This window comes from uncultured Solobacterium sp., assembly GCF_963550625.1.
Classification (GTDB): domain Bacteria; phylum Bacillota_I; class Bacilli_A; order Erysipelotrichales; family Erysipelotrichaceae; genus Bulleidia.
In genome coordinates this window covers 1-16,473 of sequence record NZ_CAUVCV010000022.1, presented here as the reverse complement: position 1 = coordinate 16,473, position 16,473 = coordinate 1, and the positions used below count along the sequence as shown (strand labels likewise).

17 protein-coding genes and 1 tRNA gene are annotated in these 16,473 nt (G+C 34.9%); 3 read left to right on the top strand and 15 right to left on the bottom strand.

Annotation, left to right across the window (positions count from 1 at the left end; translation table 11 throughout):
- The first annotated feature begins 41 nt into the window (after window positions 1-41).
- On the top strand, window positions 42-1,211 hold the full coding sequence (locus RYK16_RS07940) for an Mbeg1-like protein (RefSeq protein WP_314851717.1): 1,170 nt from the start codon (window positions 42-44) through the stop codon (window positions 1,209-1,211).
- A gap of 16 nt (window positions 1,212-1,227) precedes the next feature.
- Here the strand turns inward: RYK16_RS07940 and RYK16_RS07935 are convergent, their stop codons facing one another.
- The 5 genes from RYK16_RS07935 to RYK16_RS07915 form a co-directional block, all read right to left on the bottom strand.
- The gene (locus RYK16_RS07935; protein ID WP_314851715.1) at window positions 1,228-3,420 is read right to left on the bottom strand and encodes an ATP-dependent RecD-like DNA helicase; all 2,193 of its coding nucleotides are present in this window, start codon (window positions 3,418-3,420) and stop codon (window positions 1,228-1,230) included.
- An 8-nt stretch (window positions 3,421-3,428) separates the two neighbouring features.
- On the bottom strand, window positions 3,429-4,580 hold the full coding sequence (gene mnmA / locus RYK16_RS07930) for a tRNA 2-thiouridine(34) synthase MnmA (protein WP_314851714.1): 1,152 nt from the start codon (window positions 4,578-4,580) through the stop codon (window positions 3,429-3,431).
- Between the two features lie 27 nt (window positions 4,581-4,607).
- A complete protein-coding gene (locus RYK16_RS07925) occupies window positions 4,608-5,054 on the bottom strand; it encodes a Spx/MgsR family RNA polymerase-binding regulatory protein (RefSeq protein WP_314851713.1) in 447 nt (148 codons plus the stop codon).
- Between the two features lie 89 nt (window positions 5,055-5,143).
- A complete protein-coding gene (locus RYK16_RS07920) occupies window positions 5,144-6,736 on the bottom strand; it encodes a putative ABC exporter domain-containing protein (protein WP_314851712.1) in 1,593 nt (530 codons plus the stop codon).
- The gene (locus tag RYK16_RS07915) at window positions 6,733-7,446 is read right to left on the bottom strand and encodes an ABC transporter ATP-binding protein (protein WP_314851711.1); all 714 of its coding nucleotides are present in this window, start codon (window positions 7,444-7,446) and stop codon (window positions 6,733-6,735) included. The genes RYK16_RS07920 and RYK16_RS07915 overlap by 4 nt, the downstream gene beginning before the upstream one ends.
- 375 nt (window positions 7,447-7,821) lie before the next feature.
- On the opposite strand from RYK16_RS07915, the gene trpS reads away from it, so the two are divergent.
- Window positions 7,822-8,811: a tryptophan--tRNA ligase gene (trpS, locus tag RYK16_RS07910; protein WP_314851710.1), complete on the top strand. Its 990-nt coding sequence runs from the start codon at window positions 7,822-7,824 to the stop codon at window positions 8,809-8,811.
- Window positions 8,812-8,873: 62 nt separating this feature from the next.
- On the opposite strand, the gene RYK16_RS07905 is transcribed toward trpS, so the two are convergent.
- From RYK16_RS07905 to RYK16_RS07865, 9 genes are all read right to left on the bottom strand, one after another.
- Window positions 8,874-9,752 (bottom strand): YitT family protein, encoded by an 879-nt coding sequence (locus RYK16_RS07905; RefSeq protein ID WP_314851709.1) that lies wholly within the window; start codon window positions 9,750-9,752, stop codon window positions 8,874-8,876.
- 68 nt (window positions 9,753-9,820) lie between these two features.
- Window positions 9,821-10,285, bottom strand: a complete 465-nt coding sequence (locus tag RYK16_RS07900) for a RidA family protein (protein WP_314851708.1) — start codon at window positions 10,283-10,285, stop codon at window positions 9,821-9,823.
- 3 nt (window positions 10,286-10,288) lie between these two features.
- Complete coding sequence (locus RYK16_RS07895) at window positions 10,289-10,474, bottom strand: hypothetical protein (RefSeq protein ID WP_314851707.1); 186 nt, start codon at window positions 10,472-10,474, stop codon at window positions 10,289-10,291.
- 60 nt (window positions 10,475-10,534) lie between these two features.
- Window positions 10,535-11,050, bottom strand: coding sequence for a tRNA (cytidine(34)-2'-O)-methyltransferase (locus RYK16_RS07890; RefSeq protein WP_314851706.1), 516 nt, complete (start codon window positions 11,048-11,050; stop codon window positions 10,535-10,537).
- Complete coding sequence (locus RYK16_RS07885) at window positions 11,047-11,736, bottom strand: TIGR01906 family membrane protein (protein WP_314851705.1); 690 nt, start codon at window positions 11,734-11,736, stop codon at window positions 11,047-11,049. Before RYK16_RS07885 ends, RYK16_RS07890 begins: the two co-directional genes overlap by 4 nt.
- Window positions 11,723-12,316, bottom strand: coding sequence for an RdgB/HAM1 family non-canonical purine NTP pyrophosphatase (rdgB, locus tag RYK16_RS07880; protein ID WP_314851704.1), 594 nt, complete (start codon window positions 12,314-12,316; stop codon window positions 11,723-11,725). Before rdgB ends, RYK16_RS07885 begins: the two co-directional genes overlap by 14 nt.
- Window positions 12,309-13,223: a hypothetical protein gene (locus RYK16_RS07875; RefSeq protein ID WP_314851703.1), complete on the bottom strand. Its 915-nt coding sequence runs from the start codon at window positions 13,221-13,223 to the stop codon at window positions 12,309-12,311. The genes rdgB and RYK16_RS07875 overlap by 8 nt, the downstream gene beginning before the upstream one ends.
- Before the next feature lie 120 nt (window positions 13,224-13,343).
- A tRNA-Gln gene (locus RYK16_RS07870) sits at window positions 13,344-13,416 on the bottom strand.
- A gap of 100 nt (window positions 13,417-13,516) precedes the next feature.
- Window positions 13,517-13,744: a hypothetical protein gene (locus RYK16_RS07865; RefSeq protein WP_314851702.1), complete on the bottom strand. Its 228-nt coding sequence runs from the start codon at window positions 13,742-13,744 to the stop codon at window positions 13,517-13,519.
- A gap of 122 nt (window positions 13,745-13,866) precedes the next feature.
- Between RYK16_RS07865 and gltX the strand changes: the two genes are divergently transcribed.
- Window positions 13,867-15,324 (top strand): glutamate--tRNA ligase, encoded by a 1,458-nt coding sequence (gene gltX / locus RYK16_RS07860; RefSeq protein WP_314851701.1) that lies wholly within the window; start codon window positions 13,867-13,869, stop codon window positions 15,322-15,324.
- A gap of 141 nt (window positions 15,325-15,465) precedes the next feature.
- Here the strand turns inward: gltX and RYK16_RS07855 are convergent.
- Window positions 15,466-16,473, bottom strand: a 1,008-nt coding sequence (locus RYK16_RS07855) for a transposase (RefSeq protein WP_314851700.1), incomplete at its 5' end; no start/stop codon positions are given.

Here is a 16,473-nt window from a genome sequence, read left to right as displayed (position 1 = left end):
AGGAGATGTATACAGATTTTGTTTAGCTGGATGAGCTTAATTTGTATATACCAATACATATGACAACGATTTACGACTATCTTGATTGGCGTGGAGATCTTCCATTTACAACTGAACCCTTTAACGAAGTGGATAATACTATCCTTAGCCTTTTAGCTTACGTTCATTATGATGATATCCCTAATATCGAAACGACTTTTCAACCACTTCATAAGGTAAGGGATGAATTTTATAAACTACACACACGTGAAGAAATTGCAAAAATAGAAACCTATAATGGAGTAAATGCTAGATTACTTGATAAAGTATCAGATACAGATCGTTTTAAAGATATTAAAATTGGTTACTATATCAGTTATACTGACAAAGACTTTGTCGTACAGTTTTCTGCCGTAACCTTTAAACTAGATGATATGATCTATATCTCCTATCGTGGTACAGATAATACCTTTATTGGTTGGAAAGAAGATTTCTATTTATCTTACACAACAGGTACAAATGGTCAAAAAGCAGCTGTCGCATATATCAATCAATTATTCGAAAACGAAACCTTACCAATCCATGTTGGTGGACATTCTAAAGGTGGTAATCTAGCGATATATGCCGCATGTCATTGTGATCGATCCATTCAAGATAAAATTGTAAAGGTATGGTCAAATGATGGTCCTGGCTTCCAAGGAGAAATGTTACAATCCCCTGCTTATCAAGCGATACAAGATAGAATCACACTGATTATTCCAGATTCCTCGATTATTGGTATTTTGATGAATAATGTTGAACCAAAGATTATTAAAAGTACAGTGAATACAGTGATGCAACATGATGCTTTAACTTGGGTTGTAACACGGAATCATTTTGAACAAGCTGAATCATTATCTGCTAACTCAGCATTCTTAAATAAGGCAGTCGATAAATTCTTAGAAAATCTATCGGAAGATGAAGCAAAGATTGCAATTGATGGTATCTTCTCAATTCTTGAATCAACTGATGCTGAATCTTTCGCTAAACTCAAAGAAGGCGGTTTTGATTCCTTAAAGGATATTATCAGTGCTATTCAAAAATTACCTCCAGAAAAATCATCTGTTATCTTGCGTTTAGTTGGTAATTTGATTTCCAATAGTAGTAACATTCTCGCAAGCGACTATATGTCAAAATTCCAAGAACAATTTAACAAAGTAAAAGATTCATTTAAGAAAAAAGAAGAAAGGTGAGAATTTTCTCACCTTTTTAAAATCCATAATCACCATTTACAAACTGTTGTATCTTTTGGGTTAGTGTTGTCTCACGAGGATGTAATTCTAATACTTGAATACCACGCTTAAACGCCTCTAACTCCCCTAATACGATTAATGCTTTGCGTGCTCTTGTGACACCTGTATATATCAGTTTTCTTTGTAACATGCCCGCATGCCTGCGAATAATAGGCATAATAACAATTGGATATTCACTACCCTGTGATTTGTGCACACTAATACAGTATGCAAGTGTAATATTAATCCAGTTTTCAGGCTTGTACTCAACAATGATTTCACCAAATTGACAGATAATTGTAGTCTTGTGATCTTCCGCATGCTTTGCGTCAATAATTTCTATAAGTACACCAATATCACCGTTGTAAACATCATCATCCGGTTGATTCTTTAACTGTAGAATTTTATCACCTTCACGGAACGTCATATAACCAGATTTTACTTCTGCTTTATTTTTAGATGGTGGATTAAATGATTCTTGTAATGCATTATTAAGATAATCAATACCAGCAACTCCCGCATACATTGGAGATAGTATCTGAATATCATCAATAGAATATCCCTTTTGTAGTGCATCATCAACCATCATTAAAATATTACGACGGATATCTTCTGGCATACATGCAAAGAATTTCACATCATGATGATAATCATCGACCGTTACATTTCCTGTATTGATTGCATGAGCTAAATTAATAACATCACTATCAGATTGTTGGCGATAGATATGTTTTAATTCAATTAACGAGAATTCGTTTGATTGCATTAAATCTCGTAACACACACCCTGGACCAACACTTGGCAACTGATCTTTATCACCAATAATACAGATTTTTTTTATTCTCTTACTAGCTAGTAACAGATTATAAAATAACCAGTTATCAACCATCGAGAACTCATCAATAATTAATAAATCAGCTAAAATAGGTTCTTCATCATTTTTACCAAATGTATTTGTTTCTAAATCCCATTGTAATAAAGAATGTATTGTAGTTGCGTTAACACCACTTACTTCAGCCAATCGTTTTGCGGCTCTTCCGGTTGGTGCAGCACAGATGATTGACGAGGATGGGTACATGAGTTTAAATAGCTTAATCATCGCATTTACGACTGTCGTTTTACCAGTACCAGGACCACCAGTCATTATCATAAAAGGTCTTTCAAAGAAGACTTCTATTGCTTGAATCTGTGTTTCATCATACGTAATACCTAGATGTTCTTGTACATCTTCTAAATAAGAAAGCAATAACTTAGGATCATAAGGATCCATGAATTGATATGGAAACTCTGCCAAAAATCTAGCGATACCGATTTCCGCATCATATTGAGCAATTGGGAACACACGATTCTCTTCACGATAGAGTTGATGTTTGATAGTCGCTTCATCAAATATCGCTTCAAAATCACAGGTTAAAGAACCCAGTTCTTTAAAGAATGCATTCTCCAGTGTTTCTAGACGTACGTAGCTATTACCATCACGCATACATAAATCACTCACAAGTGAAATCAGAAGTGCGTATAATCGACGATTATCAGTATCACTAATACCTAAACTTTTCCCTATCTTATCTGCTGTTTTAAAACCAAAACCATCTACTTCTTCAATCAATCGATATGGATTTTCGTTTAGTTTAGTTAATGCTTCTTTACCATAGATACGTGTTATCTTAGATAGATGTCTTTGGCTTAAACCGTGAATATTTAAAAACTTCGCAAGTTCTTCCATTCCATTATCAATTTGCAATCCTTCAATAATGACATTGATTTGGCGCTCAGAGAGTTCTACCGTTTTTTCTAAAAGAGAACTATCTTCACGTATCAACGATAAACAGTCTTCCCCTAATGCTTCTACGATTTTTTCAGCTGTCTTTTTGCCGATACCAGGGAAATTTACTCCAGACAAATAGCGTACAACGCCATCCTTTTCAGTCGGCAATAGTTTGGCTAATGTCTGTATCTGAAACTGCATACCGTAACGTGGATGTTCAATATAGTTCCCATTAATACGATACTGTATACCTGTCACAAGCTCTGGAATATTACCAGTTACAGATATAACCCGTGCCTTTTCATCATTGACTTCAAACTTCGCAGCAGTATAAAAATTCCCTTCGTTACGGAAGAGAATATATGTGAATTTACCTGTTAACGTAATTAATGAATCGTCCATGAATCTCCTTATTTATCTGTTTCAGGATGTACAAGTAATTTTACATGTTCCATAAGATCAATCCCATCTTTAAAGACTTTCTCAATCTTACCACCAGCAAACATTACATCACCGTCGTAGAATACAGCCTCTTGTCCAGGTGTAATACTACGAATACCTTCAGGGAATAAAGCAGTTAAAGTACCATCCTCATTTGATACTAGTTCTACATCATTATCTGCTTGACGATATCTAAACTTTGCATGGCACTGTAATGGCAATGTACGATCAGCCAGCCAGTTTACACCAGTCACAAGACAGGACGTAGCGTATAACAAGTCTTGATGGTCAGAATCAACAACATATAGTTCGTTTCTATATACGTCTTTTCCTACCACAAAGAAAGGACCAATACCCCCAATATCTAAACCTTTTCTTTGACCAATGGTATAGTACATAACACCTTGATGTGTACCTACTTTTTGTTTAGTCGTTACATCGATAATATCCCCAGATTTCATTGGAAGATAATTGCTGAGAAAATCACGGAAGTGGCGCTCCCCGATAAAACAAATGCCCGTAGAATCCTTCTTCTTAGCGATAGATAAACCAAGCTCTTCGGCTATGCGACGAACTTCAGGCTTTTCAATTTCACCAAGTGGAAATAATACATGTTCTAATACTTCACGACGAATCTCTGTTAAAAAGTATGACTGGTCTTTATTGTGATCAACTGCTTTGCATAAGACATGATGGTTATCTTCTTCACCAAGTCTTACATAATGACCTGTCGCAACTGTATCGAAGCCCTTTTCGTTTGCAAACTTCATAAAACTATCAAACTTAATATAGCGATTACACAGAATATCTGGATTTGGTGTTCTACCTAACTTATATTCATCAATAAATGTTTGAAAGACATCATCCCAGTATTCCTTAATAAAGTCGATACGTAATAGTTCTAAACCTAACTTATTGGCTACATCAGCCGCATCCTTATAGTCAGCTTCTTGTGGACATACTGGATCATATAACGTAGGATTTCCACTAAAGTCATCATTTGCGACAGAATCCCAGTTACGCATAAAAGCACAGGTCACATCATAACCCTGCTGTTGTAATAAATATGCTGCGACGGCGCTATCTACACCACCTGATAAACCTACGAGTACTTTTTTCATACTGCTTATTATACAACAAAAGAAGTCCTAATGGACTTCTTTCTGAAATGCTGTTTGCATTGTTTGACAAGCTTTGAAATTTGGGCAGGTTTCATTACAACTATGATCTGCCAAACGACGTAACTCTACCGGTACAAATACACCGATTTCCTCTTCGTCATAGCCGACTTGGAAGTTATTCTCACTCAAAATGATTGGGCGTTTTAATACACTAGGATTACGCTTGATAAAAGTGATTAATTCATCTGTCTTCATTGAATCGATATCAACATTAGTTTCTTGAATAATTTTAGAACGCTTAGAGATGATATCATCACTACCATTTTCACTTCTCATCAATAGGTGCTTTATTTCGTTATCATTTAACAATGTCTTAAAGATGTTCTTCTCAATAAATGGAAGATTACGATCTTTTAACCATTGTTTTACTTTACGGCAACTTGCACATCCTGGAGATGTGTATACAACTATCATAATCATCCTCCTGTCTAGTGATTATATCACGCAATATTTTGAAAAGAAATAGGTCAAAATTTATATTTTATAAAATCTTTATAAACTCCTCATTCCACTACTTCCATCTTTTCAAACGCCAATGATGATAAGAAGAATGCAATAATAGCCATCACACAACTTGTGATTATCAAGCCTAGAAATGCAGCTTCTAGATTGTGGAAGAATAACATTGATATAACTGCAACAAATATAGAAGCAGCTGTACTAACTAGCATTAGGAACATATCAATAAACTGTACAAACACCTTAAAATCACCAATTGCAGGTGAAATAATTGTCATTACCATCATATTAATATAAATACGACTTGCATTAACACTGACACCTACCAACCCTGTTAATAGCATATGTAACGGTGATAAATCTAAAGCTGCTCCACCAATAATCGCAATAATCATTGTATCCACAAAAGCTCTAATATGTTCAATTTTTGTTGCATTCCATGTCTTATGAATCTTTGAGTCAGGAAGTAAGAATGTATAGTAGTTCTGTAATTCCTTCATCCATTTTGAACGTATTATTCCAAAAAATGTAATAAAATATGTAACAATGATTGGAATCACAAATAAACGTACGTTCATTATATCTCTCATAAAACGAATATCGTGAGATAAGAAATAAAGTACAATACCACCCACTAAAAACAAGAATGATCGAGCAGAGAAAATAAAGAAGCGATTCTTTTTATATTCTAATAATTGACGATAGAAGATTGCCTTTGCATAGTACCCTTTATATTGTATAGAAGCCTTCATGTACTTCTTAGGCTTAGCTCCTACGATTGAGACATCACCTGATTTAGCTTTTTCAATTGCTTGTTCATACTCATCAGAGAATTGTTCTGCCTCTTCAAAGAAATCACCTTCACATTTCGATTTATATGCAAGAATTGGAAGTATTAGCGCAGATAGAATAAATAACACAGTACCTACAACATTACTCCAGTGATAGCCATAGAAAATCCATTGTAGTAAGCCAATGCTCCAACCAAACAGTGGAAACAACTTTATAAATGGAGACTGTAAATACGTAACAAGAATTGAGATATTAAATCCATGGTCTAACACCACTAACAAGAATCCAATAGCCATAGCACCCAATAGTACATACAAAATATAGGACACAAAACGTATTAGCTTATTTGGAATTGTTTCGTTACCATAACATAAAATAACCAAACTCATTTCAATAAAGAAATCAAATGTTAGATAAATAACCGCATATAGTACAAACTGTAAAATATAACTTGGATATAAAATACATCCAAAGATACATAGAACAATAAAGAAGATTGATGAAATAATAACACTTCTAAGACCACTAAATAATAGAATTAATTTTGGGTGGATTGGTGCTTGGAAAACAAATTGAACATCTGCTTTACGGAATATAAGTCCTTTTCGCTTAAAGTATTGAATCAGTCCTGGAATACCTAAATACAGTTGTAATAACATAAACATCACTATATATTCAGGTGCATCTGTAATACCTATTCTTTGAAACAAACCTTTATAGCCCGATATTATCAAAGCAAAATAAGCAATTGAAGCAATCAGCATTAACACGAAAGCAGGTTTTCGGATTGAACGCTTAAATCCATTAATGAATATGCGTTTATGTAAATAGAATAAGGAATTCATTCTTCTGACTCCTTCTCATCTTCTTTATCTGTAAGTGAGAAGAACAAATCTTCAATATTTTGATTTTGTGTACCATCATTTTCGTAAGTTCCAATCACTTTACCATGGTCCATAATGTATAGCGTATCCCATAACTCTTGTACCATCTCAAGCATATGAGTACTTAAAAGAACCGTTACCCCTCTGTCCTTCATTTCAAAGATAACTTTCTTAAGTTCTTTGATTGCTGCTGGATCTAGACCAACCATTGGTTCATCAAATAAAATCACTTCAGGTTTAATACATAATGCACAGATAATACTTACCTTCTGCATCATACCTTTTGATAATTCATCTCCAAGCTTATCTGTCTTATCGGACATTTCAAAGCGAGTGAGTAACGCTTCCACCTCATCATCAGTAATTTGAGAACGATATGCACGACGTACATATTCAATATGTTCCATCACGGTTAATGCCCCAAACATCGCTGGAATTTCTGGCACATATGCAAAAATCTTCTTTGCATCTACTGACTTTGATGGTAAACCATTAATCTTTATTTCGCCCTCATAGCGCAATAATCCTGCAATACTCTTTATGGTTGTAGACTTACCAGCACCATTAGGCCCTAGTAAGATACCAACCTTACCACTAGGTACAGTAAAACTAATTGAATCAACAGCTGCTGCCTTCTTATATTTCTTGGTTAAATAACTTATTTCTAACATATGGAAATCCTCCTTTTTAAACATGCATGAAAGATTTATTGTCTTTAAAAAAATAATACTTTCTTTACGAGTATACCACGCAAAAAAGACCTATCGCAAATTCAGATTAAAAAGCACTTATCAATTATATTGATTTGTGTTAGAATCATCGTGTATTCGGAATGCGATTACGCGTTGATTTCATAGAGAGTCAGTGTTTGGTGTAAACTGATATTTCAATAAAGTATGCTTGGAGTTCCATTAATAGAATACCGGAGGCCCGTTATCCCAAATTAAGTGATCCTTTTGGATAAGTCGGGTGGTACCGCGCATATCGTCTCATGCGTCCCTTCAATTACATTGAAGAGACGTTTTTAATTTCAAGGAGAATTCACTATGAAAAGAATGTTAAGCGGTATTAAACCAACTGGTCAATTACACTTAGGAAACTATATCGGTGCTTTAAGACACTTTGTAGAGTCACAAAATGAATATGAAATGTTTGCCTTCATCGCAAACTTACACTGCATCACAGTTCCACAAGACCCACAGGAACTGCAAAAGAACTTAAAGGATTGCGTAGCTCTATACCTTGCATGTGGACTAGATCCAAATAAGGCTACTATCTTCTTACAAACAGATGTAAAGGCACATGCTCAGCTTGGCTTTATCATGTGCTGTCATACATATATGGGTGAGTTAAACCGTATGACACAGTTCAAAGACAAACAAGCTAAGGGAGAAAAGAATCTTTCCGGCGGTTTATATACATACCCCGCATTAATGGCTGCGGATATTCTACTCTATAGTCCTGACTATGTACCTGTCGGAGAAGATCAGAAACAACATGTTGAATTAACACGTGACGTCGCAGAAAGAATGAATAATCGTTACGGAAAACTCTTTACAGTACCAGAACCACTCGTTGCTAAAGTTGGTGCTAGAATTATGTCACTAAGTGACCCAACAAAGAAAATGTCTAAATCTGATGAAACAAACAAAGGATGTATTTATCTATTAGATGATCTTAAGGTAGCACGTAAGAAAGTTATGTCTGCTGTTACAGACAGCCTAGGTAAAGTTCACTATGACCCAGAAAATCAACCTGGTATCGCAAACTTAATGCAGATTCTCTCCTCCCTATCAAATGAACGTTCTTTTGAGGATATCGAAAAGGAATTTGAAGGAAAAGGCTATGGAGACTTCAAGAAAGCAGTTGCAGATGTAGTATGTGCTAAGTTAGAAGAAATTCAAACACGTTACAATGAAATTCTAAACAGCGATTTAATTGAAACTACATTAGCAAGCGGTGCAAAGAAAGCTGGAGCAATCGCTGAAGAGAAACTAAACCAAGTACAAAAAGCAATTGGAATGGAAATTCTTTAAACCGCAGGATGTGTATTAAATGATACACATCTTTTCTTTATCAAAGAAAAAAGAGTGATTACTCACTCTAGAGGTTTTTGATAATAGTTACCAATGATCTTTTCAACTGCATTTAGTGTCATAAATGCATGTTCATCCGCTTTGCGAATACAACTAATAACTTCAGGTAACTGGTAATTATTCACCGTGATTAACAGCATCGAATGTGGTTGATGCTTAAAAGCACCTTCTACTTCAATACGAGTAATACCATGACGCACTGTACTAAATACAGCATCACATACCTTATCTGCGTGGTCTGTAATGACTTGTACGCGCGTAATCTTATAACGTTGATGCATTGTATTTACAACTTGTGTAGAAACATATTGGAAGATAATGGAGTATAACGCTTTATCCCAACCAAATGCTAAACCTGCAAGCATCAATACAAATGCATTTAAACCAAGTAAATAATTCCATGTAGGTCTCTTTAGTCTTACAGATAAATCAATCGCAATAAAGTCAGTACCACCACTACTAGCATTTGAGCGAAGTGCAAGTCCAATCGCAAAGCCGTTAATCAGACCACCAAATACAGCAATCAATAACATATCCTGTGTAACAATAGGAACATTAATAATAATTGAGAATAGTGCACTGAGTGAGAACCAAAGAATGGAATATAATACAAACTTATGTCCAATACGATTCCAGATAAATAGCACTACTGTAAAGTTCATAATCCAATAGATTACACCAAATGGAATGACAAGACCTAATTGTCTTTCTACTAGCATAACTACAAGTCGTGATATACCAGCAAATCCACCTGGGAATAAGTTACCTGAACTTACAAATGATTCAATCCCAAACGCATATACAAGTGCCGAAAATGCGATGGTAATAATATATTGAATATCTTTCTTTGTAAAAGTAATGTTTAGTTTATGAATAGACATACGAAATTAATCTCCACTACGTACAAGCATTATCATATCATAGTTCAAACAAAAAAGACCCTAAGGTCTTATTGAATATCTAATTTTGTTTCACAACAATAATCATTACATGTATGGCATCCATCATCAGCACATAGAACTTCTAGTGCTCGTGTATCCATTGCGAATGCTTCGATTTCTACCTTCGCATTAAGAGCAATATCTTTCACTGCAACAGCGCTTCTTGCTGGAAATGGCTTTTGGAAGAAACGAGTATAGACTTCATTCATCGCCGCAAACTCTTCCATGTTCTTTACAAAAACTGTTGTTTTTAAAACATAAGACATATTTAAGCCAGCTTCACTTAATAATGCTTCAATGTTTTTAAGAACTTGTTCTGTTTGAATGCGAATGTCATCTGATACAAGTTGACCAGTTGTAGGATCTATTGGTAACTGCCCAGAGATATATATAAAGTCGCCTGCACGAATAGCGGGTGAATATGGCCCTACCGCTACTGGGGCATTGTTTGAACTAATCGTTTCTTGAATCATTGTTTACTCCTCACTATCACTTGTCGAATCATCTGAGAGTGTTGCTAGAAAGTCACGATGCTTTGCTTGTCTTTTTTGCATTAACTTTAGATGCTTGTTACTCGACATTACAAGAAAGCAATACATAGTTAGAACTAGCATAACCAAAATGACTGCTAGTGAGATGAAATCATCAAAGGTTTCTAACATGTAATCACCATCTTTCCTTGTAAGTATACCTATGAATACTGAGGTTGTCCAAATATATGCCTAATCAAATTGTTGTAAGAAATCCTTCCCTTTTATCACCTCAGTATGTGATAGTTCTGGAAAGCCAAGTTGGTCTAAAACTTCATAAACACAAATTGCTACACAGTTTGAAAGATTCAAACTGCGTGCTTCTGCAACCATTGGAATACGTGCACAACGGTCGTAGTTATCATGGAGTATATGCTTATCAATTCCAGTACTTTCTTTACCAAATACTAGATAGATATCCTTACCTTCATCTAACTTGTAATCAAACTCTGAAGGCGTCTTTTCACCATAACGTGTAATGTAGTAATAGGAACCTTCATGCATGTTATAAAATGTTTGCCAATCCGGATAGATTTTATAATCTAATTCCTTTACATAATCCATACCAGCGCGCTTTAAAGATTTGTCTGTAATCTTAAAACCCATTGGCTCAATTAGATGTAGACGACAATTCATTGCCATACATGTACGCATGATATTGCCAGTATTCTGTGGGATTTCTGGTTCATATAAAACAACGTTAATCATACTAACCTTCTTTCAATTTTATGTTTGAAAAACACTAATAATAACTTTAATAAAATAACCATACTTACAAATAATAGTATAATCCCAAAAACAACCGCAAAGAAGAAGTTTGATGGAAACATATTAATCATAATCGAGATATTTGGGTCCAATAAGAACAAATCATTATCAAAGAAAACATAATGAAAATTCATCCAGAACCCATTAAAGTCTACAATTGCATAAATCGCAATAAAGAAAATGATTGATCCTAAGAACAATAAACCATTTCGAAATGCATTTGATAGGATAGTATAACTTTGACTACGATGTGTGAATACCAATAAAGTAAGTATAGCGATACTACCAACTAAAAGAATTGTTCGAATCTTCATTGCATTTAGATAAAGATTTTTAACATCAACCATATGCAATGTTTCGCGCTCATCAAAGATTTCGCGTTCACTACCATTTACTACTTCAATTACTTTAATATCATCTCGTTTATCCTGCATATAATCGAGTAATGCATTCGTTGCGTTCATTAAACCATCTTCTGAAATACCAATACTTTCAGCTGTGTGATTTAAAGAATATTGCCAACGGAAGAACGAACGATTAAAACATAATAAATCAATCGATGTTAATAACAAAGATAAAAATAATGTTAGTCCTGCTAGTGCAGATAATACCTTATAACCCTTCATGTTCCATCCACGCTTCTAAACGAACAACCGCCTTACCACGATGAGAGATACTATTCTTTTCTTCGTTTGTCATCTCTGCCATTGTCTTACCAAGTGGTTCATAGAGGACTATAGGGTCATAACCAAAACCATTTGTTCCAGCAGGCTCTTTAGCGATAAAACATTCAACTGTATCTTCAAATACAACCGGCTCGTGATTTGGTCTTGTAACCGCAATAGCACATACATAACGACAACTACGATTAATTTCATCTTTCATGCGGTCTAAAACAACTTGATTCTTATACGAATATGGCGTGTCATGACCCAGCCAACGTGCACTTTGAACACCAGGTTGTTTATCAAAAGCATCAATCTCTAATCCAGAATCATCCGAGATTGCCATAATATGATACTTATCTGTAATTGCTTGTGCTTTGATGATAGCGTTAGCAGAGAAAGTTGTACCTGTTTCATCAATCTCACCAATATCTGGATAATCAGCTAAGCTTTTCACTTCATAGCCCTTTGGTTCCAACATCTCTTTAAATTCTTTAATCTTACCAGCATTCTTACTAGCAACAACAATTACTTTATCCATTTTGATAAATTCCTTTCATCAGATAATGATAATCTGTATTCTTAAATTCATTTACTGCATTTTGAAATGCAGAACTAAAAGCTGTAACTCTTCCATAGTTGTACACATATGGATCAATATATCTCTTCTTTGCATCTACTATGATATCACCAGCAGCATCTTTCATAACATCTTTTAGCCTTGTGTACTCTTTCCAATCATCTTGTAACACACTGTTATTTAATTTCTGAATTACATCAACTTCTGATAGATATAAATCATCTTCTCTTAAAATATGTGCTTGTAATGCTTTTCGTAAAAGAGTTGCTAATTTCTCCATTCCATAGCGGTCGAAATCACACGAATATATCATGCCACAAGAAAGTGCTCCAAAAGCAAACTCCTCAGCAATTTCTGTATGCTGAAACATGATCTCTTGCATACCTTCTTCATTACAATCTACAATCAAATCTTGATAATATCTCTCAATGTCATCGATTGTGCATATTCGATAATTCAGTAAGTTTCCAAGTGTATACTCCAAACGGTCAGAAGATAATTTAGGAGAATCATTATCTGCAATTGGATATATATGATAATCAGAAACTTCCTCTACTGATATACAATCTCTTAAGAGTTGATTCATAATCACTTTATCTTGAAATAAGATTTGCTTTGTCTCATCTTCTGTAGATTCCTGTGTCAAATAATCTCTTTTTACAAAATCAATCACATGAGAGAATGCACGTGTTGAAATATCATGGAATAAACCAGCTAACGTTTGTTTTTTATCATGCGTAAAATGCCATACAATACACGCAACACCAACACTATGTTCATAGCGTGAATATGATCCATAACTAGAAAATCCAGCATGTGATGTAAACTGCAACCCGCAATTCATATCTACACCTTTTAATCTTTGCATAGACCCTGACTTCAGATATGGATTGATAAAGTTCGGAAAATCTTTTTGGTATATTGTTTCTAATTCAATCATGATAAATATTATATAAAATAAAAGACCTGATTAACAGGTCTTTTTAGGCTGGGATAGAGAGATTCGAACTCCCGAAATGGCTGGTTCAGAGCCAGCTGCCTTACCGCTTGGCTATATCCCAATAGCGCAATAACTATTATAGCGAAAAACCTTTCATATGCAAAGACTTTTTTCTAAGACTACTTGAAGTTATTGCGAATGATTCAATTAAAGAAATGACCTTATTGGTTTGTTACTGTAAAGCCAGCATCTTGGAATGCCTTTACAATAACTGATGGATCAACACCATGGTTAGCAGCTGCCATTAATGGTGTCATAACCTTTGTATGAGGATTATCCTCTACACAATGACGCATACCACCAAACCCTAGAGTTTCCATAATATCTAAGAACTCAGGAATGGATGTAGCTAGTTCATAAACTGATTTTGTTAAATCGATTTCCTTCATATTTACCTCTTTTCCTTTGATATTTTAGCAAGAATTGTTTATTTACGCATTTAATATTATCTTCTGCATTGTTATAAACACACAAAAAGCGTAAAATATATAAGAATAAAAGGAGTATTAAAATGGCTATTAGAACAAGATTTGCACCAAGTCCAACCGGCTATATGCATATCGGTAATTTACGTACTGCATTATATGCATACCTAGTTGCAAGAAAAGATCCTGAAGGTGTTTATATCCTTCGTATCGAAGATACTGACCAAGGACGTTTAGTAGAAGGTGCCACAGATATTATTTATGACACATTAAAAGCTTGCGGTCTAAAACATGATGAAGGACCAGATAATGGTGGTAACTTTGGACCATACGTACAATCTGAACGTGTACGTAGCGGTCTATATCTTAAATATGCAAAGGAACTCATTCAACGTGGTGGAGCGCATTATTGCTTCTGTGATGAAGAATTAATTGCTGCACAGCGTGAACTTCAGGAAGCTCGTGGAGAATCCTTCAAATTTGATGATCCATGTAAGTTATTAACAATCGAAGAATGCGAAGCTAGAATTGAAGCTGGTGAGAAGTATGTTATTCGTCAAACTATTCCTGAAACAGGAACAACGTACTTTGATGATGAAGTATTTGGACGTATCACAGTCGAAAACAATACATTAGATGAACAGGTACTAATCAAGAGTGATGGCTTCCCTACTTATAACTTTGCAAATGTTATCGATGACCATTTAATGGGCATTACTGATGTTGTACGCGGTATGGAATACTTATCCTCTACTCCTAAGTACAACTTAATCTATAACGCGTTTGAATGGGATATCCCAAGATATATTCACTGCCCACCAGTTATGAAGGATGAACATTCTAAGTTATCCAAACGTAATGGTGACGCATCCTTCCAGGACTTAGTTGAAAAAGGATATTTACCTGGTGCTATCTTAAACTACATTGCTTTACTAGGTTGGTCCCCAACAGAAGACCGTGAAATCTTTACATTAGATGAGTTAGTACAAGCATTTGATGTAAAACATATTGGTACTTCTGGAGCGATTTTTGACCCTGAAAAACTCAAATGGGTTAACGGTATGTGGTTAAGAAATATGGATCTTGACTCTTATGAGAAGCTAGTTACTCCATACATCGATCAAGTTGTTAAAGGTAACTTCAACCGTAGACAAATTGCGGCTATCTTACAACAACGTGCACAAACATTAGCAGAGATTCCTGAGATGTTAACATTCTTTGATAACTTCCCTTCTTATTCCAATGATTTATTCATTAACAAGAAGATGAAGACAGATCCAGAGATTGCATTAAAGTCCTTGCAGGCATCATATGAAGCTTTAAAGAACCAAGATGATTGGTCTGAAGAAGCGCTACATACAACATTACTTGCACTACCTGAAAAGTTAGAAATGAAGAATGGACAAGTTCTATTCCCATTACGTCTTGCGATTACAGGTATGCAGTTTACACCAGGTGGTGCGATTGAGATTAGTTCTATTCTTGGCAAAGAAGAAACCCTACGCCGCCTAGAATTATCAATCAAACAGCTTCAACAACAATAATAATGATGGTAATTTAAAATAGCGTGGGGTTTTCAAAAAACACGCAATAAAATCCCATGGGGATAGATTTTATAAAAGACAATTCCAAAGAGTGATTTTCTACGGGATTGTCTTTTTGTCTGGAGAGTAACAATGTATTTATTATTTTTTCTGTTTACGATTGTATGCTTGAATGTTTGATGTCAATGAGAAGCCAATCCTGTAGTTGAGTGCGTAAATAACACGTGCTCTGAATCTTTCGAAATTACTGAGACCATTTGATATCATAATAAATTCTCGCATCTTTTGATTAAGACTCTCAGCGAGTGCATTAGACTGTTTTCTATCTTCTGTTGGTCTTTGAAATGAATTGCATATTTCTTCAAACCAATTTTCCAATAAATGAATGAACTCGCTATAACATACCAGTCTAGATTCTTTAAAATACCTAATTAAATCTGTGAGTTCTTCAATACATTCTGGATAAGTAGAGTTTCTATTAAAATATCTATAATCTTCTTTTAATTCATACGCTCGTTTAAGTATAGGATTAAGATTAAGAAGCGCGTTATATAGATCTCGATAGTTCATCTTCTGACGAAAGAAATGATTATATTTAGGTTCATTGTCCAGAAAACAATCTGTTTCCAAGAGGTGGTGAAAGTGTTTGAGTAGATAGTAAGCAGGACTTTCTTTAGGAACCTGGTTCATTAAAGATACACGTAATTTGGTAAAACAATCAGAAAGATGTTTGACTACATGGAAAGGATCGACGGATATCTTACAGTTTGGAAAGTATTTGAGAGAGACTTGTTTATAGGGTTCCCACATATCTATGGTTACATATAAGACACGTTTTCGCTCTTCTAAAGGTATCTTCTCAAGATGGGTTGATAATGTTCGCTTTGAACGATCGGGTAACAATTCATTAAGAACGCGAGCATCATTATCTACAAAAGAACATAGATATGAACCACCATATTTGGCCATATTAGAATGAAGCTCATCAATTCCTAGATTGGTTGGTAGAGTTAACCTTGGGACTTGAATGAAACTATCAGCATATAGTTGGACGGTAGTAACTGAGGTATTATACCTTTCGGCAATATCTTTATAGGATAGATGTAGATTTTGAAAGTCGGCGGCAATCTTATACAGTACAGCATAGGT